The following is a 22,859-nucleotide window of genomic DNA, read 5'->3' as shown; positions in this document are numbered from 1 at the left end:
GAGCAATGAAATTATGAGCGAAAAACATCCTGGCCCACTGGTCGTCGAAGGCAAGCTGACCGACGCCGAACGTCTGAAGAAAGAGAGTAACTTTCTGCGCGGCACGATTACGGAAGACTTGACCGATGGTCTGACCGGCGGCTTCAACGGCGACAACTTCCTGCTTATCCGTTTCCACGGCATGTACCAGCAGGATGACCGCGATATCCGTGCCGAGCGCGCCGAGCAGAAGCTTGAACCTCGCCACGCGATGATGCTGCGCTGCCGTCTTCCGGGCGGGGTGATGACGCCTGAACAGTGGCTCGGTATCGACAAGTTTGCCGAAGAGAGCACACTGTACGGCAGTATTCGCATTACCAACCGTCAGACTTTCCAGTTCCACGGCATTCTGAAACCGAACGTCAAACCGGTGCATCAGCTCTTGAACAAGCTGGGTCTGGATGCGCTCGCCACCGCCAACGATGTAAACCGCAACGTACTTTGTACCTCGAACCCGGTTGAATCAGAGCTGCACCTCGAAGCCTGGCAGTGGGCGAAGAAACTCTCCGAGCACCTGTTGCCGCGCACCCGTGCCTATGCCGAAGTGTGGCTGGATCAGGAAAAGGTCGAAACCACCGACGAAGAGCCGATTCTTGGCCCGACCTATTTGCCGCGTAAATTCAAGACGACCGTTGTTATCCCGCCGCAAAACGATGTGGACCTGCACGCCAATGACCTGAACTTCGTGGCCATTGCCGATAACGGCAAGCTGGTAGGCTTCAACGTGCTGGTGGGCGGCGGACTGTCCATCGCGCACGGCGACAAGGCAACCTACGCGCGTACCGCAAGCGATTTAGGCTTCATTCCGCTGGAAAATACGCTGGCCGTGGCGGAAGCCGTGGTCACCACGCAACGCGACTGGGGCAACCGCACCAACCGCAAGAATGCGAAAACCAAATACACTCTCGAGCGCGTCGGCGTCGAAACTTTCAAGGCGGAAGTCGAGAAGCGTGCCGGTATCACCTTTGCCGAGGTGCGCCCTTACGAATTCACCGGCCGCGGTGACCGCATCGGCTGGGTTAAAGGCATCGATAACCAATGGCACCTGACCCTGTTTATCGAAAATGGCCGTATTCTGGATTATCCGGGCCGTCCGCTGAAAACGGGGCTGGCCGAGATTGCGCGTATCCACAAAGGCGATTTCCGCCTGACCGCCAACCAGAATCTGATAGTGGCCGGGGTGGCCGAAAAAGACAAAGACCGTATCGAAACGCTGGCCCGCAACCACGGCCTGATTGACGACGGTGTCACCGAGCAGCGCAAGAACTCGATGGCCTGCGTGTCTTATCCGACCTGCCCGCTGGCGATGGCCGAAGCCGAGCGCTTCCTGCCGGAGTTTGTTACGCGGGTGGAAGAGATAATGCATCGGCACGGCGTCGGCAAAGAGCACATCGTTCTGCGTGTCACCGGCTGTCCCAACGGCTGTGGCCGCGCGCTGCTGGCCGAAATCGGTCTGGTGGGCAAGGCGATGAACCGCTACAACCTGCATCTTGGCGGCAACCGTGCCGGTACGCGCATTCCGCGTATGTACCGCGAAAATATCAGCGATGTCGAGATTCTGGCGATTATCGACGAGCTGGTCGGTCGCTGGGCCAATGAGCGCGAAGCCGACGAAGGCTTTGGTGATTACGTGATCCGCGCAGGCATTATTCGTCCGGTGCTGGATCCCGCCCGCGACTTTTACGACTGACAGGAGGCGATATGACGACACTCTCCCTTACAGAACTGAATGCGCTGCCCAAATCCGGGCAGGCATTGGCGCTGGCCGAAGTTAACGGCCAGCTGGAAAAACTTTCCGCGCAGGATCGCGTGAGCTGGGCGCTGGAAAATCTGCCGGGCGAGTTTACCCTGTCGTCCAGCTTCGGCATTCAGGCGGCGGTGTGTCTGCATCTGGTCACCCGTCAGAAATCCGATATTCCGGTTATTCTTACCGATACCGGCTACCTGTTTCCGGAAACCTATCAGTTTATCGATTCGCTCACCGAGCAGCTTGACCTGAATCTCAAGGTTTTCCGCGCCGAGCAGTCGGCGGCGTGGCAGGAAGCGCGTTATGGCAAGCTGTGGGAGCAGGGCGTCGAGGGCATCGAAAAGTATAATCTGATTAATAAGGTTGAACCGATGAACCGCGCGCTCGAATCTTTAGGTGCGCAGACCTGGTTTGCCGGATTGCGTCGTGAACAGTCCGGCAGCCGCGCGAATCTGCCTGTTCTGGCGGTACAGCGGGGCGTGTTCAAAATTCTGCCGATTATCGATTGGGATAACCGGCAGATCTTCCAGTATCTGAAAGAGCATGGACTTAGCTATCACCCGTTGTGGGATCAGGGCTATCTGTCGGTGGGCGATACGCATACCACCCGCAAATGGGAAGAGGGCATGTCGGAAGAAGAGACGCGCTTCTTCGGCCTGAAGCGCGAGTGCGGGCTGCACGAAGGCTGATAATTTCCCCGCTCTCAAGGCGGGGAAATGCGTTTAGGCATCGGCCGGAGGATTGGCCAGCGTTTTCAGAAGCGGCAGCAGAACTCTGACACTGTCTTTTTCGCGCCTTGCCAGACGGCCCGGCAAATAGCGGTCAAGATACTGCAAGTTGTCGATTTGCCCCTGATGACGGCTGGTGCCGAGCGGAAAATGGGCGCTGACAGCGCGCTGTTGCTGACCGTCTTTTCTGCCCAGTCGCCAGTCGCTGGCCGAGACCAGCAGCAGGGGAATGTGCGCGCTGTCCAGCGTTTTCACGCCTTCGCAGCAACTGGTGCCAGACGGACTGCGCGTTGCGGCAATGCCCAGACGACGTGCGATGCTTAACGCCTTGTCACGTGAAAGCTTGGCCACCACCGGCGAGGTGTTGACGCCGCTGTTGAAATACAGGCGATCGCCGACCACCAGCGAATTGAGATGGATGACCAGCAGCGTGCGTTTTTTCTCGAGCGGACTCAGCTGGGCAAGGTAGTCTTTCGCGCCCTGTTCGCCGGTTTCCTGTGCGCTCAGCGCCACAAAGCGCAGGCTGTAGTGCGTCTTGACCTTGCTCATGCGCTCGGCAAGCTCAAGCATGGCCCCGACGCCCGAGGCATTGTCATCCACGCCTTGCAAGGTAAGGCCGCCAAGATTGCGATCGGAGTCGGCATCGCTTTGCGGCAGATAGGTATCAAAATGCGCCATCACCACGATTTGCTGAGGCACGTCACCCGTGCGTTCGGCAATCACCGACGTGGCATGCACGCTGTGCCAGTTTTGGCGCTTGTCCTGGCTTGTGTAAAGAAATTGGGCATCAAAGGCATGCAGGCGGCTTTGATACCCCATTTTTGCAGGCGCTGATTCAGATAATCGGCGGCAATAATCTCGGCCGGACTGCCCGCCATACGGCCGGGAAAATAGGTCGCGATATGTCGCGTTTGCTGTTCGGCGATTTGCCCAAGAGGCGGGTTATCAATATTTTGGCTTAAGGCATTGCCCGCGCAAAGTCCGCTCAGCGACAGGATAAATGCCGAGCGCAGCGTGTGGCGAAAAGAAAACATACGAAAAGTCCTTATTATCATTCTTTATTTGTCTGGCAGCAGTATGCGAGTTGAGAACAAATTTCACAATTTACCCTTTTCTCAAAATGGCAAAAAGAAAGCCCTATATTCCATATTGGAACTAATCATTCCATTTCGTCATTTCATCCGGCTAGCGGCAACCCCGTATAGTCATAATATCGATATGCTTATCTTAAAAAGGTTGTTGTGGACTATCTCCCTATATTTGCCGACCTGAAACAACGTCCGGTACTGGTCGTTGGCGGCGGCGAAATCGCTGCGCGCAAAATTGACTTGCTTCTGCGGGCAGGCGCCGAGGTTCGGGTAGCTGCGCAATCACTTTCAGAAGAAGTCGCCCATTTGCATCGGCAGGCGGCAATTCAGTGGCTGTCCACGTCCTATCACGCCGATCAGCTCGACGATGTCTTTCTGGTGATCGCTGCAACGGACGATACCGTGCTCAACGCACAGGTTTACGAAGATGCCAATCTGCGCCGCGTGCTGGCCAACGTCGTGGACGACCAGCCAAAGTGCTCGTTTATCTTTCCGTCGATTGTCGACCGTTCACCTATCGTGGTGGCTATCTCTTCCAGCGGCACCGCGCCCGTACTGGCGAGAATGCTGCGCGAAAAACTCGAAACGCTGTTACCGGCAAGCCTTGGCAAAATGGCCGAGATAGCGGGCAGTTGGCGCGAGCGCGTCAAACAGCGTTTCAACTCGATGTCGGCCCGCCGACGTTTCTGGGAACAGGCATTTGACGGCAACTTTGCTTCATTGACCGCTGGGGGGCAGTTCGATAAGGCGGAGCAGTCGTTGCAGGACCTGATGGATGCACCGGACGATGCAACGCATCGCGGTCTGGTCACGCTGGTGGGTGCCGGTCCCGGCGACGTCGGTTTGCTGACGCTACGCGGTTTGCAGGTAATGCAGCAGGCCGATGTGGTGTTGTATGACTATCTGGTCAGTGAGGAAGTGCTGGATCTGGTTCGCCGCGATGCGGAGAAAATCTGCGTCGGCAAGCGCGCCGGAAATCATCTGGTGATGCAGGAAGAGACCAACCGCCTGCTGGTCGAATTGGCGCAGCAGGGCAAGAAAGTGGTCAGGCTGAAAGGCGGGGATCCGTTTATTTTCGGCCGTGGCGGCGAAGAGCTGGAAGTGGTGGCGGCGGCAGGGATTCCTTTCGAGGTCGTGCCGGGCATTACCGCAGCGGCAGGCGCGACGGCCTATGCCGGTATTCCGCTCACGCACCGCGAACGGGCGCAGAGCGTGATGTTCATTACCGGCCAGATTAAAACCGACGGCGACGGGTTGCAGTGGTCCGAACTGGCGCGAGGGCAGCAGACGCTGGCTATCTATATGGGCGCGATGAAAGCCGCCGAGATTAGCCATCAGCTGATTACGCACGGCCGTTCGACCCAAACTCCCGTTGCCGTGATTTCGCGCGGCACCCGACACGACCAGCAGGTCAGAGTCGGCACATTACAAAATCTCGAACAATTAGCCCATCAGGCGCCGTCTCCGGCCCTGCTGGTGATCGGTGAAGTCGCCGAGCTTCATCATAAACTCGCCTGGTTTGGGCATCATCCAGAGACTGCCGGCGCACAACGCCCGACGGTCGTGAATTTGGCTTAAGGATCTGATATGGACGAAAAACGACTGACCCATTTACGACAGCTGGAGGCGGAAAGCATCCATATCATCCGCGAGGTCGCGGCTGAATTCGCTAATCCGGTAATGATGTACTCCATCGGTAAAGACTCCTCCGTGATGCTGCATCTGGCGCGCAAGGCATTCTTCCCGGGTACGCTGCCTTTCCCGCTGCTGCACGTGGATACCGGCTGGAAATTCAAGGAGATGTACGAGTTCCGCGATCGTACCGCCAAAAACTACGGCTTCGAGTTGCTGGTCCACAAGAATCCTGAAGGCGTGGCGATGGGCATCAACCCGTTTGTCCACGGCAGTGCCAAACATACCGATATCATGAAAACCGAAGGGTTGAAGCAGGCGCTGAACAAGTACGGCTTCGATGCAGCCTTCGGCGGCGCACGCCGTGACGAAGAGAAATCGCGTGCCAAGGAGCGTATTTACTCCTTCCGTGACCGCTTCCACCGCTGGGACCCGAAAAACCAGCGTCCCGAGCTGTGGCACAACTATAACGGCCAGATCAACAAGGGCGAAAGCATCCGCGTGTTCCCGCTCTCCAACTGGACCGAGCTGGATATCTGGCAATATATCTATCTGGAAAACATCGAGATTGTGCCTTTGTATCTGGCGGCACCGCGTCCGGTACTGGAACGCGACGGCATGTTGATGATGATTGATGACGACCGTATCGACCTGCAACCGGGCGAAACGATTGAAGAGAAAATGGTGCGATTCCGTACCCTGGGATGCTGGCCGCTGACCGGCGCGGTGGAGTCCGAAGCGCAAACGCTGCCGGAAATCATCGAAGAGATGCTGGTTTCTACGACCAGCGAGCGTCAGGGGCGTGCCATCGACCGCGATCAGGCGGGTTCGATGGAGCTTAAAAAGCGTCAAGGGTATTTCTAAGGAGCACGGACTATGAATAACGCAATTGCACAACAAATCGCCGAGCAGGGCGGCGTCGAAGCCTACCTGCATTCCCAGCAGCACAAGAGTCTGCTGCGCTTCCTGACCTGCGGCAGCGTCGATGACGGCAAAAGTACGCTGATTGGCCGTCTGCTGCACGATACCCGCCAGATTTACGAAGACCAGCTCTCTTCGCTGCACAACGACAGCAAGCGTCACGGCACGCAGGGCGAGAAAATCGACCTGGCGCTGCTGGTTGACGGCCTGCAGGCCGAGCGCGAGCAGGGCATCACCATTGACGTGGCATACCGCTATTTCTCCACCGAAAAGCGTAAATTTATTATCGCCGACACCCCGGGCCATGAGCAGTACACCCGTAACATGGCGACCGGCGCGTCAACCTGCGACCTGGCTATTTTGCTGATCGATGCCCGTAAAGGCGTGCTGGACCAGACTCGTCGCCACAGCTTTATCGCCACGCTGCTCGGCATTCGTCATCTGGTGGTTGCCGTCAACAAGATGGATCTGGTGGAGTACAGCGAAGACGTGTTCGAGCAGTTCCGTCAGGACTACCTGACATTTGCCGAACAGCTGCCGACCGATCTGGACATCAAATTCGTGCCGCTGTCGGCGCTCGAAGGCGACAACGTGGCAACGGAAAGCCAGAAAATGCCGTGGTATCACGGGCCGACGCTGCTGGATGTGCTTGAAACCGTTAACGTTATCAACATCCGCGAACAGCAGCCGATGCGCTTCCCCGTGCAATACGTCAACCGTCCGAACCTCGATTTCCGCGGTTACGCCGGTACGCTGGCCTCCGGTTCTGTGCGCGTAGGGCAGAAAATCAAGGTGTTGCCGTCGGGCGTTGAATCTACCGTAGCGCGTATCGTGACCTTCGACGGCGATTTGCAGGAAGCCTGGGCCGGTGAAGCCATTACGCTGGTGCTGGATACCGAAGTCGATATCAGCCGGGGCGACACGCTGGTGGATATCGATGAAACCGTAAAACCGGTGCGCAATGCCAAGGTCGATGTGGTGTGGATGGCCGAGCAGCCGCTGAGTGTGGGCCAAAGCTATGACATCAAGGTCGGCGGCAAGAAATCCCGCGCGCGCGTGCAGAACATCGAGTATCAGGTTGAAATCAACTCCCTGACTCAACGCGTGGTCGACAGCCTGCCGCTGAACGGCATCGGCCTGGTCGAGCTGGCCTTTGACGAGCCGCTGGTGCTGGACAACTATCAGGAAAACGCCGTTACCGGCGGGATGATCTTTATCGATCGCCTGAGCAATGTGACCGTTGGCGCGGGTCTGGTGCGTGAGGCGCTGGAGCAGGTTTACGAAGAGAAGGGCGCCTTCAGCGACTTCGAACTGGAGCTCAACGCGCTGGTTCGCCGTCACTTCCCGCATTGGGGCGCGCGCGACCTGCTGGGTGGCAAATAGCATGGCGCAGCAGGACGAAAACATCGTCTGGCATCCGCACGCGGTAACCCGTGCGGATCGCGAAGCCCGGCAGGGTCATCGGGGCGTTGTGCTGTGGTTTACGGGGCTTTCCGGCTCCGGTAAATCGACCGTCGCCGGCGCGCTGGAGCAGGCACTGTTCAGCCTCGGCGTAAGCACCTATCTGCTGGATGGTGACAATGTAAGACACGGTCTGTGCCGGGATCTGGGCTTTTCCGATGACGATCGCCGTGAAAACATTCGTCGCGTGGGCGAAGTCGCCAAGCTGATGGTCGATGCCGGTCAGGTGGTGTTGACCGCGTTTATTTCTCCGCATCGTGCCGAGCGCGAAATGGTGCGTGAGTTATTGGATAACGGGCAGTTTATCGAGGTCTTCGTGGATACGCCGCTGGCTATCTGCGAGGCGCGTGATCCCAAGGGATTGTACCGGAAGGCCCGTGCCGGCGAGCTGAAAAACTTCACCGGCATCGACTCGGTTTACGAGTCGCCCCTACAGCCTGATGTACACCTGCAAGGTGAACAATTAGTAACACAATTGGTGCCGCAATTATTAGCTGTGCTGCGCCAGAGAGGTATCATCAACTCCTGAATGTCGCTGGCAAAACGCCGTAGAGTTCGAGTATCTGCGGCTGTACAGTCAGCGACTCAACCACAGGAGTCGAGCCATGCAAACGTTAAGTCAGTTCTTTATCGACATCACCCGTAAAAAGCCCGTGCAGCAGGAAAGGGAAGAACCCTCCTATTCTCTGCTGGGCGGCTGTACGGGTTTTGTGTTTTTCTGGCTGGCCTTCGCGATCCCGTTTATGGTTTACGGCTCGAACACGCTGTTCTTTCTGCTCTACACCTGGCCGTTTTTTATTGCGTTACTGCCTGTCTCCGTGCTCATCGGTATTGCGTTCAGCATGCTGTTTGGCGGCACGCTTTGGAAAATCCTGCCGTCGACCGGTCTGGCGGTCATCTGTCTTTTCTGGACGGTATTCTCGTTTCTCTCCGGTTGGTAACCCGATTGTGCCCTAAACGCGTAACAGGGCATTTCTGCGCCGATTTGGGCTGCCGAGAGGCCATCCCTGCGGTTATTCTCCTGACGAGTGGGTTATTTCCACACAATTTCCTATCTTAACTCCTAATCTGCGCGCCAATTTCCCCTTCACTGTGGAGTAACTGTGAAAGTTGTGGGATGATTGAGCGGCTTTTTCAGGGGGCGGAATGGGCAAATTAACGCTGTTATTATTGATTATACTTGGCTGGCTACAGTATTCGCTGTGGTTGGGCAAGAACGGTATTCACGATTACGTGCGGGTTAATGACGATGTTGAGGTCCAGCAGGGCAGCAACGTGAAACTTAAATCACGCAACGACCAACTCTTCGCAGAGATTGACGACCTTAACGGGGGTCAGGAGGCGATTGAGGAACGCGCACGCAACGAGCTGGGCATGATAAAGCCTGGCGAGAGTTTCTATCGCCTTGTGCCGGACCAGAACAAGCGCGCACAGGCTTCCAACACAACGCAAGCAAGAACCAACAATAATCCATGAGTCATCCAGCCGTTTCCCCGGCCAATATCGTCGCGGTGTTACCCGCCGCCGGTATTGGCAGCCGCATGCAAAGCGAACTTCCGAAACAGTATCTGACCATCGACGGGAAAACCCTGCTCGAACACGCAATCGGGGCGCTCTTACGCAGCCCGCGTGTCAGTCAGGTCATTGTCGCAATCAGCCCGCAGGACACCTTTTTCTCGCAGCTTCCACTGGCGCACGACCCGCGCGTAAAAGTGGTAACCGGCGGCGCTCAACGCGCCGATTCGGTGCTGGCTGGCCTCAAGCAGGCCGGAAACGCCGGATGGGTGCTGGTTCATGACGCGGCGCGGCCTTGCCTGCACCAAGACGATCTCGAGCGTTTACTGGCTATTGGCGAGCACAGCAAGGTCGGCGGCATTCTGGCCGCCCCCGTGCGCGACACCATGAAACGCGGCGAACCGGGCATTGAAAAAATCGCCCATACCGTCGACAGGCAAGACCTGTGGCACGCGCTGACGCCGCAATTTTTCCCGCTGGAACTGCTGAAAAGCTGTCTGATTCGCGCGCTGGACGAAGGCGCAACGGTCACCGACGAAGCCTCGGCGCTGGAATATTGTGGCTACCATCCGCAGCTGGTGCCCGGAAGATCCGATAATATTAAAGTTACCCGTCCAGAAGATCTGGCACTGGCAGCATTCTTTTTAACTCAGTTGCACCAAGAGGAGAGCGCATGATGCGTATCGGTCACGGTTTTGATGTTCATAAATTTGGTGGCGAAGGCCCTCTGGTGATTGGCGGTGTGCGTATTCCTTTCGACAAGGGACTTCTGGCGCACTCCGACGGCGACGTGGCGCTGCACGCGGCCACCGACGCGCTGCTTGGCGCGGCCGCGCTGGGGGACATCGGCAAACTGTTCCCGGACACCGATCCGGCATACAAGGGCGCCGACAGCCGCGAGCTGCTGCGCGAAGCCTATCGTCAGATTCAGGCAAAGGGCTATCGTCTGGGGAACCTCGATATCACTATCATCGCGCAGGCACCGAAAATGTTGCCGCACATTCCACAGATGCGCGTGTTTATCGCCGAAGATCTGGGATGTCATATGGACGACGTCAACGTCAAGGCGACCACCACCGAAAAGCTGGGCTTTACCGGCCGTGGTGAGGGCATCGCCTGCGAAGCCGTTGCCCTGCTTCTCAAGGATTAATCCCGTGGATATGAATAACCTGACCTGGCTGTACGGCAAGCCGCTTTCCAACGGCACGCTGAAAGCCCATGCAGAAGATTTTATTGTCGAAGAAGATCTCGGCTTTGAACCGGATGGGGAAGGCGAACATCTGCTGGTGCGGATCCGTAAAACCGGCTGCAACACGCAGTTTGTGGCCGAGCAGCTGGCGCGTTTCGCCGGTGTGCATCCGCGCTCTGTCAGTTACGCGGGCCTGAAGGATCGCCATGCGGTCACCGAGCAGTGGTTCTGCGTTCACCTGCCGGGTAAAGAAAATCCCGATCTCGCCAATTTCAAGCTCGAAGGCTGCGAAGTCGTGCGTTTTGCCCGCCATCTCAAGAAGATGCGCATCGGCACGCTCAAAGGCAATGCCTTTACCCTGGTGCTGCGTGACCTGACAAATCTGGCCGATATCGAACAGCGGCTGGCGCAAATCCAGACTCGCGGCGTGCCGAACTATTTCGGCGTGCAACGCTTTGGGCGTGGCGGAAATAATCTGGTGCAGGCGGTGCGCTGGGCCCGCGATGAGATTCGCGTTAAAGAACGTCCAAAGCGCAGTTTTTACCTCTCTGCCAGCCGCAGCGCGCTGTTTAATATGGTGTCCAGCGAACGCCTCGCCAAGGGGCTGATGCAGGAAGCGCTGCTGGGCGATGCCCTTCAGTTAAGCGGTCGCGGCAGCTGGTTTGTTGCCAAAGCGGAAGAGCTGGCGTCGGTGCAATCTCGTGTTGCGCAGGGCGAACTGCTTATCACCGCGCCGTTGCCGGGCGATGGCCCGCTCGGCTCGCAGCAGGATGCCGAAGAATTTGAGCTAAGCTGTATTGCAGACCAGACCTATCTTCTGTCGCTGCTCAAGCGCGAGCGCGTCGACCCTGCACGACGCGCCATTATGCTGCATCCACAGCATCTGGCGTGGAAAGCGCTGGACGCGAGCACGCTGGAGCTGAAGTTCTGGCTTCCGGCCGGCAGCTTCGCCACCAGCCTGGTGCGCGAGTTAATGGGGCAGCAAGAGGGCGACGCCGACATCAGCGAGTAGTCGTCGCGTTTCTGCGGCACGGCGGTAGACATTCAGACCCGACAAGAACGAGGCAAAACATCTTTGATACGGATATTGTTGAGCAATGACGATGGCGTGACGGCACCGGGTATTCAGGCGCTGGCCTCTGCGCTGCGCGAATTCGCCGACGTAAAGGTGGTCGCGCCCGACCGCAATCGCAGCGGCGCGTCCAATGCCCTGACGCTGGACTCGCCCTTGCGTATTCAAAGCTATCCCAATGGCGATACGGCGGTGATTAACGGTACGCCGACCGATTGCGTTTATCTCGGCGTCAATTCGCTGATGAGCCCGCGTCCCGACGTGGTGGTGTCCGGCATCAATGCCGGTCCGAATCTGGGCGATGACGTGATTTACTCCGGCACCGTCGCGGCGGCGATGGAAGGTCGGCATTTGGGGTATCCGGCGTTGGCGGTGTCGCTTGACGGGCATCGGCACTACGACACGGCGGCGGCTATTACCTGCCAGCTTCTGCGGATGCTGGCCAAGGCACCGCTGCGTACCGGGCGCATCCTCAATATCAACGTGCCCGACCTGCCGCTTGACGAGATAAAAGGCCTGCGTGTTACACGCTGTGGAAGCCGCCATCCGGCAGAGAAAGTGTTTTGTCAGCAGGATCCCCGCGGTCAGGACATGTACTGGATTGGCCCGCCCGGCGAGAAGTTCGATATCGCCCCCGATACCGATTTTGCCGCCGTGGCGCAGGGTTATGTCTCCATAACGCCTTTGCACGTTGATTTAACGGCTTATGCCGCACAAGACATCGTCAGAACATGGTTAGCCAAAGCCGAGGTGAACGGGAATGGTGATTAAGCCGATGTACAACCTGCTGGAACAGCTGCGTAAACAGGGCATCTCGGATGAGAAGCTGCTGCACGCGATGGAAACCGTTCCGCGTGAACGTTTCGTCGATGAAGCCTTCCAGCATCAGGCTTATGAAAACACGGCGCTTCCCATCGGACTCGGCCAGACCATCTCCCAGCCTTACATTGTGGCGCGCATGACGGAGTTGCTGCGGTTGCAACCCCAGTCCCGCGTGCTTGAAATCGGCACGGGGTCTGGTTATCAGACCGCCATTCTGGCGCATCTCGTCGAACACGTCTTTTCCGTCGAGCGGATTAAAGGGCTGCAATGGCAGGCCAAACGCCGACTGAAACAGTTGGATCTGCACAATGTGTCCACCCGTCACGGCGACGGATGGGAAGGCTGGCCCTCACGCGGCCCGTTTGATGCCATTATCGTAACCGCTTCACCCCCGAAATTCCCCAGGCGCTGATGACCCAGCTTGCCGAAGGCGGCGTCATGGTCTTGCCCGTTGGCGAGCAAAATCAGACTTTGCAACGTATTCAGCGACGTGGCAATGACTTTACCATCGACAACATTGAAGCCGTGCGTTTCGTTCCCCTGGTTAAAGGCGAACTCGCCTGACGACCCCGTTTTGCCGCCTTCAAACACAAAATCCTTAAAAATTAAATACAACTGATTTATGGTGATAAAGTTGCGTTGTTGATAGCATTCACTACAGTTTTTTACTGCCACAGTTTTTTAAACTATCGCCATCGGGCCAAAAACCACTCGACCAGCATCTTCAGCCTGGGCTTTTTTTCGAGGGTCGGTTCCTTGCGGATCCAGACTGCGTCTGGCCTGAGCCGCGATAGATTCTGATATTGCCGTCATGGGGGAGTTATGAGCACCGGAAGCCAAATTAAGACCTTTAGCCGCCTTGCGGTATGTACATTCGTTGGTGCCTGGCTTGCAGGATGCTCCAATAATGCCCCGTCAACTGCTCCAATAAGCAGCGTTAATGGTGGCGGAGGCGCGGCAACACGCCCTATGGGAGGTCAGATTACTCCGAATTCAAGCGATAATGCCCCGATGATCAACGCTCAGGGACACATCGTTTACAACCGTAGCTACAACAGCATTCCGAAAGGCAGCTACAACGGCAGCACGTATAAAGTTAAGCGCGGCGACACACTTTTTTATATTGCCTGGATAACCGGAAACGACTTCCGAGACCTTGCGGCGCGTAACAATATCGCCGAACCCTACAGTCTTGAAGTCGGACAATCGATTCAGATCAACAACGTATCGCAAGCCGCGAGTTCGGGTGGAATGTTGGCCACCACGGATGCGACGCGTGGCGGCGTGCCGAAAGCGCCGTCCGGTGGAATGATGCAGGGGACAGTGGTTGCATCTCAACCAACTACCACGTATTCTGAAAGTTCAAGTAAACCAAATGTAGGTAAGATGTTGCCTACTGCTGGGGTTGTCACGACAACAACAGCACCGGTTACCGCTCCGAGTACCGTCGTCGCAACTACCACGAATAATGGCGGTCCAGTCTCCTCCTGGAGATGGCCGACTGACGGTAAAATTATCGATAATTTCTCGGCTTCCGAAGGGGGAAATAAAGGCATCGATATCGCAGGCTCTCGTGGACAGGCCGTGTTGGCCACCGCAAGCGGACGCGTTGTTTATGCCGGTAATGCACTACGCGGATACGGTAACCTGATCATCATTAAACACAATGATGATTACTTGAGCGCCTATGCACACAATGATTCAATGCTGGTCCGGGAACAACAAGAAGTGCAGGCGGGACAGAAAATAGCGACCATGGGTAGCACCGGAACCAGCTCGGTAAGATTACATTTTGAAATTCGTTACAAGGGGAAATCCGTAAACCCGCTGCGTTATCTTCCGCAGCGATAAGCCGGGCAGAGTCCTAGATTCTGCTCTTGGGACCACGGGTAGGAGCAGCTTATGAATCAGAATACGCTGAAAATTAACGAGTTACATGATGATGTAGATTTCGACGAGAACAGCGCTGAAGCCTTTGACGAAGAGAAAGTAACCGTCGAGGAGTCTGTAGATAGTGACGCTTCTGAAGCAGAAGAAGAGTTACTGTCACAGGCTGTAAGCCAACGAGTGCTGGATGCAACTCAACTGTACCTTGGTGAAATCGGTTATTCACCTCTGCTGACCGCAGAGGAAGAAGTCCTTTTTGCTCGACGTGCTTTGCGAGGTGATGTTCCATCCCGTCGCCGCATGATTGAAAGTAACCTGCGTCTGGTGGTTAAAATTGCCCGCCGCTATAGCAACCGCGGCCTGGCACTGCTGGATCTGATTGAAGAGGGTAACCTCGGTCTGATCCGTGCAGTTGAAAAATTTGACCCCGAGCGCGGTTTTAGATTCTCCACTTACGCAACCTGGTGGATTCGCCAGACGATTGAACGGGCTATCATGAACCAAACCCGTACTATTCGTTTGCCTATCCATATCGTTAAAGAACCGAACGTTTACCTGCGTACTGCACGCGAATTGGCACACAAACTTGATCACGAGCCAAGTGCCGAAGAAATTGCAGAGCAACTCGACAAGCCGGTCCACGACGTAAGTCGTATGTTGCGCCTGAATGAGCGTATTACCTCTGTTGACACCCCATTGGGCGGTGACTCCGAGAAAGCGCTGCTAGATATTCTGGCCGACGAAAAAGACAATGGTCCGGAAGACACCACGCAAGACGATGACATGAAACATAGCATCGTTAAATGGCTGTTCGAGTTGAATGCCAAGCAGCGTGAAGTCCTGGCGCGTCGTTTCGGCCTGTTGGGCTATGAAGCGGCAACCCTCGAGGACGTGGGCCGGGAAATCGGTCTTACGCGTGAACGTGTTCGTCAGATTCAGGTGGAAGGGCTGCGTCGCCTGCGAGAAATTCTGCAGGGTCAAGGTCTGAGCATCGAAGCGCTGTTTCGTGAATAACTATTCTTAGATGAAAGTCTGGGTTGGTGGGAAGAAGGTGTTTAACCGGTTTTCGCCCAGCAGACAGTTATCGAAGCAGACAAAAAAGGTGGGCATATGCCCACCTTTTTTATTGAGTGCAATTTAATTGCATGCGATTGAAGGATCACACCATCGCTTTGAGGCGATATATCCACTCCAGCGCCTGTCGTGGCGACAGCGAATCCGCATCGAGTGCTTCCAGCGCTTCAACCGCCGGTGACGTCTCTTCACTCAGCAACGGCAGTTGAGGGCCATCGACCTTGCTGGCCGCCGCGTGGTTCGACAGTGTTTCCAGCTCCTTGAGCTTCTGGCGCGCGCGCTTGATGACTTCTCTTGGCACGCCGGCCAATGCCGCTACCGCCAGTCCGTAACTCTTGCTTGCCGCGCCTTCCTGAACGCTATGCATGAAAGCAATGGTGTCGCCGTGCTCGATGGCATCCAGATGCACATTCACCGTCCCTTCCATCTTTTCGGGCAGCGTCGTCAGCTCGAAGTAATGGGTAGCAAACAGCGTCATCGCCTTGATACGGCTCGCGAGACTCTCGGCGCAGGCCCAAGCGAGCGACAGGCCGTCGTAGGTCGAGGTGCCGCGACCGATTTCATCCATCAGCACCAGACTGTTTTCCGTGGCGTTGTGAAGGATGTTGGCCGTTTCGGTCATTTCGACCATAAAGGTCGAACGACCCGAAGCCAGATCGTCCGCCGCGCCGACGCGGGTAAAGATACGGTCGATAGGGCCGAGCGTGGCCTGATCCGCAGGAACAAAGCTGCCGATGTGCGCCATCAGGGCAATCAGCGCCGCCTGACGCATATAGGTACTCTTGCCGCCCATGTTCGGCCCGGTGATGATGAGCATTCTGCGCTGTGGCGAAATTGACAGGGGATTGGAGATAAACGGCTCGCTCAATACCTGTTCAACCACGGGATGACGCCCGCCCACGATACTGATGCCCGGTTTTTCACTTAATGTCGGACGGCAGTAGTTCAGGGTGTAGGCGCGCTCGGCAAGGTTGTTCAGCACGTCGATTTCCGCCAGCGCCGCCGCGCTCTGCTGCAATGCCGACAGGTGAGGCATCAGCAGGTCAAACAGCTCTTCGTACAGCGCCTTCTCGAGCGACAGGGCCTTGCCTTTGGAGGTCAGCACCTTGTCTTCGTACTCTTTCAACTCGGGAATAATGTAGCGCTCGGCGTTTTTCAGCGTCTGACGACGAACATAGTGGATAGGCGCAAGATGGCTCTGTCCGCGGCTGATTTGAATGTAGTAGCCGTGCACGCCATTGAAACCGACCTTGAGGGTGTCGAGGCCCAGTTTCTCGCGCTCGCGGATCTCCAGACGATCCAGATAATCGGTCGCACCCTCGGCCAGCGCGCGCCATTCGTCGAGTTCGGCATTGTAGCCGGGCGCAATCACGCCGCCGTCACGAACCAGAACCGGCGGAGATTCGATGATAGCGTGCTCAAGCAGGGAGATCAGCGCGTCGAATTCGCCCGCCTGTTCCACCAGCGTTTGAATATAGGGCACGTCGACGGGTTTCAGTAGCTCGCGGATTTCGGGCAGTTGTTGCAGCGCATGGCGCATACGGGCCAAATCGCGAGGACGTGCGCTGCGCAACGCAAGCCTTGCCAGGATACGTTCGAGGTCGCCAACCTGACGCAGCACCGGTTGCAGTTCGGTGGTCAACTCCTGAAGCGCCTCCAGTGCCTGCTGCCGGTTATTCAAAATCTTGTGATCGCGGGTCGGCATGTGGATCCAGCGCTTGAGCATACGGCTGCCCATCGGCGTTACGCTGTGGTCGAGAATGGCCGCCAGCGTGTTTTCGATGCCGCCGGAGAGATTTTGCGTCAGCTCGAGATTGCGGCGCGTTGCGGCGTCCATGATGATGCCGTCTTGCTGGCGCTCCATCGTGATGCCGCGAATGTGGGGCAACGAGGTCCGCTGGGTATCTTTGACGTATTGCAGCAGACAGCCTGCGGCACGCAGCGCCTGTGTCGTCTGCTCCACGCCGAAACCGCTAAGATCGCGGGTGCCGAATTGCAGGTTCAGCTGCTGGCGGGCGGTCTCCAGCTCGAATTCCCAGATAGGGCGGCGACGCAGACCACGGCGGCTGTCGATTAACGACATCGTCTCGAAGGTTTCGGGATACAGCAACTCGGCAGGATTGGTGCGCTGGATTTCGGCGGCCATGGTTTCGAGGTCGGAAGGCTGCGCGACACGAAAACGACCGGAGCTGATGTCCAGTGTGGCATAGCCAAAACCGCGCGCATCCTGCCAGATAGCCGCCAGCAGATTGTCCTGACGCTCGCTCAGCAAGGCCTCGTCGCTGACAGTACCCGGTGTAACGATACGCACGACTTTGCGCTCGACCGGCCCTTTGCTCAGCGCCGGATCGCCGACCTGCTCGCAGATAGCGACCGATTCGCCGAGATTCACCAGCTTGGCGAGGTACCCCTCGACGGCATGATAAGGCACGCCCGCCATCGGGATAGGTTCACCGGCCGAGGCGCCGCGCTTGGTCAGCGAGATGTCCAGCAGCTGCGAGGCTTTTTTGGCATCGTCGAAGAACAACTCGTAAAAGTCGCCCATCCGGTAGAACATCAGGATTTCAGGATTCTGCGCCTTCAGACGCAGGTACTGCTGCATCATTGGGGTGTGGGCATCTAAATTATCGCTATTGCTCATGCGCTTAGTTTCTTAGTTGTTTAAATGTAACGTTTTTATGATTTCAGTGCGCGCCGCAAGGGGCAGCGCAGGACGGTCAAGTCCGTCGGTACTAAAGATCACAAAAATCAATTTATTGCGTGAATTCATAGGGCTAACACGAGGTCCGCGCCTAAAATTTGTGCCGCTATAGTATCTCAGGCACAGCAAAACTGACACCCGTAAACTGGAAAGCATCTCGAAGAATGATGAAGTAGAGTGCCGCTCATACCCGAAGGTATTTTTAATCCCCGGAAAACGCTATTCTATAGGCCGACAAACTCTGTGGTCTTTGAATGTCAGGGTTTTAACTATTTTATTTAGCTCCATTAAGAGGTTAGCGTGCAATCATTACCCCATTGTCCGAAATGCAGTTCAGAATTTACCTGGCAGGAAGGCGAGCAGTTGAACTGCCCGGAATGCGGACATGAGTGGTCGGCCACGGCGAGCACGGTCGGTGATGAAGAGGGATTGGTCGTGCGCGATGCCAACGGCAATCTGCTGGCCGATGGCGATGCCGTGACCGTAGTGAAAGATCTCAAGGTGAAAGGCAGTTCGTCGACGCTCAAGATTGGCACGCGTGTGAAAAGCATTCGTCTGGTCGAAGGGGATCATAATATCGACTGCAAAATCGAAGGTTTCGGCCCAATGAAGCTGAAATCCGAGTTTGTTAAGAAAAGCTAATCGCTGAAACGCCCAACAATCTTTGAAACAGGTCGGCGGTTTATCCTCCGGCCCTTGTCTGGCGGCCTTTTTATCCTGCTGCTTAAGTAAATTCCTTTAAACATCCTTTTGATCATCTCAAACAATGCATTAACATGTTGATCCACTTTTCTAGTATTGCCATACGGATATCTGATGCGTTACCTGGCTTCCCTTTTTCCCCTGGTTGTCCTGCTTTCCGCGTGTAGCAGTACGCCCAAGAATACTCAATCTGTGCCCACAGGCGGATTTTTGCTTCCTCCACCGGCGCAGAGTCAAAGCGGCTTTTTGGCAGACGGTGATTTTTCAAATAATGCCGCGGCCAATGCCTTCATTGACAAGATGGTGCGTGAGCACGGATTCGATCGTCAGCAACTGCATAATACGCTGGGGCAGGCCAAAAGGCTGGACTGGGTGCTGCGTCTGATGGAACGACAGGCACCGACCGCGCAACCGCCATCGGGGCCTTACGGCGCATGGATTCGCTATCGTGCGAAATTCATCACGCCGGATAACGTGCAAAACGGCGTCGTGTTCTGGGATCAATATCAGGACGCGCTGCAACGCGCCTATCAGCAATACGGCGTGCCGCCGGAGATTATTGTCGGTATTATCGGCGTCGAAACGCGTTGGGGCAGAGTCATGGGCAAAACGCGCATTATCGATGCGCTGGCGACGCTTGCGTTTGATTATCCGCGTCGTGCCGACTATTTTGCCGGTGAGCTGGAAACTTTCCTGCTGATGTCGCGCACAGAAAACGACGATCCGCTGGCGCTGCGAGGATCCTTTGCCGGTGCTATGGGTTACGGCCAGTTTATGCCGTCGGCCTTCAAGCAGTATGCGGTTGATTTTGATGGCGATGGACACGTTAACCTGTGGGATCCTATCGATGCCATCGGCAGTGTTGCCAACTACTTCAAAGGCAACGGCTGGGTCAGCGGTGAGCCGGTTGCGGTACAGGCAAGCGGGCAGGCACCGGGTCTGGAAAACGGTTATCAGACCAAGTATTCCGTCTCTACGCTGTCTTCTGCAGGGTTGATGCCATTAGGCTCGCTGGGCGGCTATCAACAGGCCAGCCTGCTGCGCCTCGATATGGGTACCAGTTACCAGTATTGGTACGGCCTGCCAAACTTCTATGCGATTACCCGCTACAACCATAGCACGCAGTATGCGATGGCCGTGTGGCAGCTGGGTCTCGCCGTTAAACAGGCACGCACCGGACTGTAAAAAAATGGCGGCCTGCCGGGGCCGCCTTGCTTGTCGATTATTCCGCGTCATACCAATGCCCGCAAGACGCCCGCCGACTCCGCCAAACACGCCTTCTGCATGTTAACCATCGCCAACGCCGCAGATGATTGGAGCCGGTCGCGGCAACTCAAGGTAGCGTGAATGCCTGTTGCAACGCCTCAGGCAGTGACCAGCTTTTTGACGCGCATTGAATGAATCACGGCATAGGCGCTGCCGCCGACCAGTGCGCCAATCAGCGCCTCGCCGTAATCGGGGAACCAGAGATGCGCCGCCGTGGCGCAGAGCGTACCGATGGCCCACGCCAGAAATGCACTGCCGCGATAGGCGGTTTCGGCGCGTGTACTCGCGATATGCCCCAAAAACAGCAGGTCGACAATCATGACCGCGCCGATAGGCGGCACCGCCACCCCCAGCAGGCTCAGCCAGTTGAGAAAATAGCTCCAGACGCCGACCACCGCGAGCAGGCCGCCGATGACGCCGAGAATAATCGTCCACAGACGCATTTTGCTGTTCAGTAAATGGCTGTAGCCAACTGCGCCGTTATAGAGGCAATGGGTGCAGACCGATCCCAGATTGATAAACACAAACAGCAGAGCCAGCGCATTGAGCAGGGGATTATGGCCTATCAGCAGATGCAGGAAGTCGCCGCCGTTCTGCGCAGGATTGATGCCCGCTCCGGCAGAAACAATCACCACGCCCGACAATAGCGACACCACGTTGGCAATCGGAAACGCCGAGAACGTCGCGATCACAGCGGATCTCCCGTCTTTCGACCAGCGGGTGAAGTCGGCGGTCATGGTGCCGGAATCGGCAAAACCGGCGATGACCATCGTCATGGCGATTCCCATCGTGATCCCGCCCGCGGTCCCTTTATAGTCAGTCACTTGACCGAGATTGGTATGCTGTGAAACGAAATACAGCGCGGCAAGCGCCAGAATAACGAACATCGGCGCGGCTATCATGCCGATAATCGACAGCGCACGCACCCCCAGAAACGTGACGCCCGTATAAAGCACGGTGGCGAGCACTATCGTGCCGGTCATGTTCCAGCCAAACGTCGTATTGATGATGGTGCCGGTAAGCCCGGTCTGGAAGGCATACCAGCCTATGACCACCGTCGAGAGAAAGGCCGAGGTAATAATGTAGCCACGGCTGCCAAAGGTTTTACGCGCCTGCATCGCAAAGTTGAGTCCGGTTTTACCGGCCAGATAGCTTAGTGTGCCGACATAGGCAAACAACACCAGATTACCCAGCAGAATCGCCACTATCGCGCGCCAGAAGCCGAGATTGTAAGCCATGATCCCGCCGAAGACGGCGTTGGTCAGGATCATCGGAAAACCAAACCACACCGCCGAAACGGCGCGGGTGGAGTGGCGATGTGATAACGGCACCGTCTGACTTTCGAATTCCTGTTCCAGACTGGCCGAATGCTCGGCATGTTGTATCGTGTTTTTGTTCATAGGTGTTGTTCCTTAAAAGTATCGCAACAAGGAAAAAACGCTTAACGGCGGAGAAGAGGGGGAAGCCTATCGTTCCAGCCGCGGACTTTCTCAAAGGCGGCGCTGGCGCGTAACACCAGGGCATCGTCCAGATGGCGACCCACAATTTGCAGGCCGACGGGTAAACCTTCGGCGGTAAATCCGGCAGGTACGGAAGCGGCCGGCTGACCGGTAAGATTGATAGGAAAAACAAAGGCCAGCCATTCGCTCGGCGTGACATGGCGTCCGTCGATAGAGTCAGGACTTTCGATATCAATGGGGAAGGGCGGTGTGGCGAGCGTAGGCGTCAGCAGCAGATCGTAACGCTGCATAAAGCGCCACATCTTGTTGACCACCTCTTTGCGTTTCATGTTGGCATCCGTAAACATCTCGGCGGTCCATTGCGTGTTCAGCATTTCGACCAGATGCGGCGACATGCGATCGCCATGGATTTCCATCAGCCTACGCATGCCGGTCAAATCGGTTTCCTGTGCGACCAGCGCCGCGAACGTGAGTTTTGGATCGGCAAAACCGGGATGCGCCTCTTCGACGATGCAGCCCAACTCCTGCTCGAAAACCCTGACGGCATCGGCAACGATGGCGCGCACCTGCGGGTCGACGGCGGCATAGCCCCAATCCGGGCTAAAGCCGATGCGCAGCCCCTTGAGACTGCCGTTCAGGCTGCCTTGCCAGTCTACGTCGCCCGTGGGAATGGAGTGACGGTCGCGAGCATCGGGTCCGGCAATCACAGAGAGCATCAGTGCGGCATCGGCGACGCTGCGGGACATCGGGCCGATATGCTCAAGCGATTCCCAGCTCGACATCCCCGGATAACGTTCGTCGCGACAGCCTGGATATAAAGGAACGCGGCCCATGGACGCCTTCATGCCGAAGATGCCGCTGTGGGCGGCAGGAATGCGCACCGAGCCTCCGCCGTCGCTGCCCAGCGCCAGCGGACACATGCGCGCGGCGAGTGCCGCGGCGGAACCGGCACTGGACCCGCCCGGCGTCAGTGCGGTGTCCCACGGGTTGCAGGTGGTTGCAAACACCGGATTATGCCCGGTGCCGCTGTAGCCGAATTCCGGGGCATTGGTTTTGCCAAGAATAATCGCGCCGGCGGCCTTGAGTCGCTCGACGGTGATATCGTCTTCATCGGGAATAAAATTTTCATACAGGTAGGAGCCTGAAACCGTCCTGATCCCTTTCGTGCTAATCAAATCCTTAATGGCGACAGGAATACCGCCCAGAGGGCCAGGATCTTCGCCGCGCATAATCTGTTGTTCAATCTCTTTGGCCCGTGCCAGCGCCAATGCGGTCGTTGGCGTGCAAAAGGCATGCAACTCGGGTTCAAGCCGCTCCATTCTTTCTATCGAGGCGGCTATTACCTCGACCGGAGACAGATTCTTATCGCGGATGTGAGCCGCAAGGGTGACGGCATCTAGTTCAAGAATATCGGACATGTTCACCACAATTCTCCTTAAGGCTGCAAAGCGGGCAATGTCATGATTGCTAGCAATGCAGGTTTCGGGCCAACTCCCGAATTGTGGAAAAAATAAACGCTCTCACTCTGCTAACATCTTGTATACCGACCTGTATT

At 56.5% G+C, this 22,859-nt stretch carries 20 protein-coding genes and 2 pseudogenes; 18 read left to right on the top strand and 4 right to left on the bottom strand.

Features of this window, described 5'->3' with window-relative positions:
* Nucleotides 1–13: 13 nt before the first annotated feature.
* Both cysI and O1V66_RS13985 read left to right on the top strand, forming a co-directional pair.
* Complete coding sequence (gene cysI / locus O1V66_RS13990) at nucleotides 14–1,729, top strand: assimilatory sulfite reductase (NADPH) hemoprotein subunit (RefSeq protein WP_045048616.1); 1,716 nt, start codon at nucleotides 14–16, stop codon at nucleotides 1,727–1,729.
* Between the two features lie 11 nt (nucleotides 1,730–1,740).
* Nucleotides 1,741–2,475 (top strand): phosphoadenylyl-sulfate reductase, encoded by a 735-nt coding sequence (locus O1V66_RS13985; protein ID WP_045048559.1) that lies wholly within the window; start codon nucleotides 1,741–1,743, stop codon nucleotides 2,473–2,475.
* 33 nt (nucleotides 2,476–2,508) lie between these two features.
* Here the strand turns inward: O1V66_RS13985 and O1V66_RS13980 are convergent.
* Nucleotides 2,509–3,548: pseudogene (locus O1V66_RS13980) on the bottom strand (aminopeptidase).
* Nucleotides 3,549–3,755: 207 nt separating this feature from the next.
* On the opposite strand from O1V66_RS13980, the gene cysG reads away from it, so the two are divergent.
* The 13 genes and pseudogenes from cysG to rpoS all read left to right on the top strand — a co-directional run bounded on the left by cysG (nucleotide 3,756) and on the right by rpoS (nucleotide 15,115).
* Nucleotides 3,756–5,180 (top strand): siroheme synthase CysG, encoded by a 1,425-nt coding sequence (cysG, locus tag O1V66_RS13975; protein ID WP_045048561.1) that lies wholly within the window; start codon nucleotides 3,756–3,758, stop codon nucleotides 5,178–5,180.
* Nucleotides 5,181–5,189: 9 nt separating this feature from the next.
* Nucleotides 5,190–6,098: a sulfate adenylyltransferase subunit CysD gene (gene cysD / locus O1V66_RS13970; RefSeq protein WP_045048562.1), complete on the top strand. Its 909-nt coding sequence runs from the start codon at nucleotides 5,190–5,192 to the stop codon at nucleotides 6,096–6,098.
* 12 nt (nucleotides 6,099–6,110) lie between these two features.
* On the top strand, nucleotides 6,111–7,538 hold the full coding sequence (cysN, locus tag O1V66_RS13965) for a sulfate adenylyltransferase subunit CysN (RefSeq protein ID WP_045048563.1): 1,428 nt from the start codon (nucleotides 6,111–6,113) through the stop codon (nucleotides 7,536–7,538).
* A 1-nt stretch (nucleotide 7,539) separates the two neighbouring features.
* Nucleotides 7,540–8,145 carry an adenylyl-sulfate kinase gene (gene cysC / locus O1V66_RS13960; RefSeq protein ID WP_045048564.1) on the top strand — a complete coding sequence of 202 codons (606 nt, stop codon included), beginning with the start codon at nucleotides 7,540–7,542 and terminating at the stop codon, nucleotides 8,143–8,145.
* 76 nt (nucleotides 8,146–8,221) lie between these two features.
* Nucleotides 8,222–8,557 (top strand): DUF3561 family protein, encoded by a 336-nt coding sequence (locus O1V66_RS13955; protein ID WP_045048565.1) that lies wholly within the window; start codon nucleotides 8,222–8,224, stop codon nucleotides 8,555–8,557.
* 205 nt (nucleotides 8,558–8,762) lie between these two features.
* Nucleotides 8,763–9,092 (top strand): cell division protein FtsB, encoded by a 330-nt coding sequence (ftsB, locus tag O1V66_RS13950; protein WP_045048566.1) that lies wholly within the window; start codon nucleotides 8,763–8,765, stop codon nucleotides 9,090–9,092.
* Entirely contained in the window at nucleotides 9,089–9,808 is a 720-nt protein-coding gene (gene ispD / locus O1V66_RS13945; protein ID WP_045048567.1) for a 2-C-methyl-D-erythritol 4-phosphate cytidylyltransferase, read from the top strand. Before ftsB ends, ispD begins: the two co-directional genes overlap by 4 nt.
* On the top strand, nucleotides 9,808–10,281 hold the full coding sequence (gene ispF, locus O1V66_RS13940; RefSeq protein ID WP_045048617.1) for a 2-C-methyl-D-erythritol 2,4-cyclodiphosphate synthase: 474 nt from the start codon (nucleotides 9,808–9,810) through the stop codon (nucleotides 10,279–10,281). The genes ispD and ispF overlap by 1 nt, the downstream gene beginning before the upstream one ends.
* Nucleotides 10,282–10,285: 4 nt before the next feature.
* The gene (gene truD / locus O1V66_RS13935; protein ID WP_045048568.1) at nucleotides 10,286–11,332 is read left to right on the top strand and encodes a tRNA pseudouridine(13) synthase TruD; all 1,047 of its coding nucleotides are present in this window, start codon (nucleotides 10,286–10,288) and stop codon (nucleotides 11,330–11,332) included.
* A 63-nt stretch (nucleotides 11,333–11,395) separates the two neighbouring features.
* Complete coding sequence (gene surE / locus O1V66_RS13930) at nucleotides 11,396–12,163, top strand: 5'/3'-nucleotidase SurE (protein WP_152623637.1); 768 nt, start codon at nucleotides 11,396–11,398, stop codon at nucleotides 12,161–12,163.
* Nucleotides 12,153–12,778 (top strand): annotated as a pseudogene (locus tag O1V66_RS13925) (protein-L-isoaspartate(D-aspartate) O-methyltransferase). Before surE ends, O1V66_RS13925 begins: the two are co-directional and overlap by 11 nt.
* 258 nt (nucleotides 12,779–13,036) lie before the next feature.
* Nucleotides 13,037–14,065, top strand: coding sequence for a murein hydrolase activator NlpD (nlpD, locus tag O1V66_RS13920; protein WP_072045094.1), 1,029 nt, complete (start codon nucleotides 13,037–13,039; stop codon nucleotides 14,063–14,065).
* A gap of 51 nt (nucleotides 14,066–14,116) precedes the next feature.
* The gene (rpoS, locus tag O1V66_RS13915; protein ID WP_269127770.1) at nucleotides 14,117–15,115 is read left to right on the top strand and encodes an RNA polymerase sigma factor RpoS; all 999 of its coding nucleotides are present in this window, start codon (nucleotides 14,117–14,119) and stop codon (nucleotides 15,113–15,115) included.
* A gap of 145 nt (nucleotides 15,116–15,260) precedes the next feature.
* On the opposite strand, the gene mutS is transcribed toward rpoS, so the two are convergent.
* Entirely contained in the window at nucleotides 15,261–17,816 is a 2,556-nt protein-coding gene (mutS, locus tag O1V66_RS13910) for a DNA mismatch repair protein MutS (protein ID WP_045048571.1), read from the bottom strand.
* Nucleotides 17,817–18,176: 360 nt separating this feature from the next.
* On the opposite strand from mutS, the gene O1V66_RS13905 reads away from it, so the two are divergent.
* From O1V66_RS13905 to O1V66_RS13895, 3 genes are all read left to right on the top strand, one after another.
* Nucleotides 18,177–18,518: a zinc ribbon domain-containing protein YjdM gene (locus O1V66_RS13905; protein ID WP_045048572.1), complete on the top strand. Its 342-nt coding sequence runs from the start codon at nucleotides 18,177–18,179 to the stop codon at nucleotides 18,516–18,518.
* Between the two features lie 174 nt (nucleotides 18,519–18,692).
* Entirely contained in the window at nucleotides 18,693–19,763 is a 1,071-nt protein-coding gene (gene mltB, locus O1V66_RS13900) for a lytic murein transglycosylase B (protein WP_072045095.1), read from the top strand.
* 30 nt (nucleotides 19,764–19,793) lie between these two features.
* Complete coding sequence (locus tag O1V66_RS13895; protein ID WP_269127765.1) at nucleotides 19,794–19,925, top strand: hypothetical protein; 132 nt, start codon at nucleotides 19,794–19,796, stop codon at nucleotides 19,923–19,925.
* Between the two features lie 17 nt (nucleotides 19,926–19,942).
* On the opposite strand, the gene O1V66_RS13890 is transcribed toward O1V66_RS13895, so the two are convergent.
* Both O1V66_RS13890 and O1V66_RS13885 read right to left on the bottom strand, forming a co-directional pair.
* Nucleotides 19,943–21,244, bottom strand: a complete 1,302-nt coding sequence (locus tag O1V66_RS13890) for a purine-cytosine permease family protein (protein ID WP_045048573.1) — start codon at nucleotides 21,242–21,244, stop codon at nucleotides 19,943–19,945.
* Nucleotides 21,245–21,285: 41 nt separating this feature from the next.
* Nucleotides 21,286–22,722 carry an amidase gene (locus O1V66_RS13885; protein WP_045048574.1) on the bottom strand — a complete coding sequence of 479 codons (1,437 nt, stop codon included), beginning with the start codon at nucleotides 22,720–22,722 and terminating at the stop codon, nucleotides 21,286–21,288.
* Nucleotides 22,723–22,859 lie beyond the last annotated feature (137 nt).

Origin of the sequence: Rouxiella chamberiensis (assembly GCF_026967475.1) — a bacterium.
Taxonomy (GTDB): domain Bacteria; phylum Pseudomonadota; class Gammaproteobacteria; order Enterobacterales; family Enterobacteriaceae; genus Rouxiella; species Rouxiella chamberiensis.
This window is presented reverse-complemented; position numbering and strand designations above follow the sequence as displayed.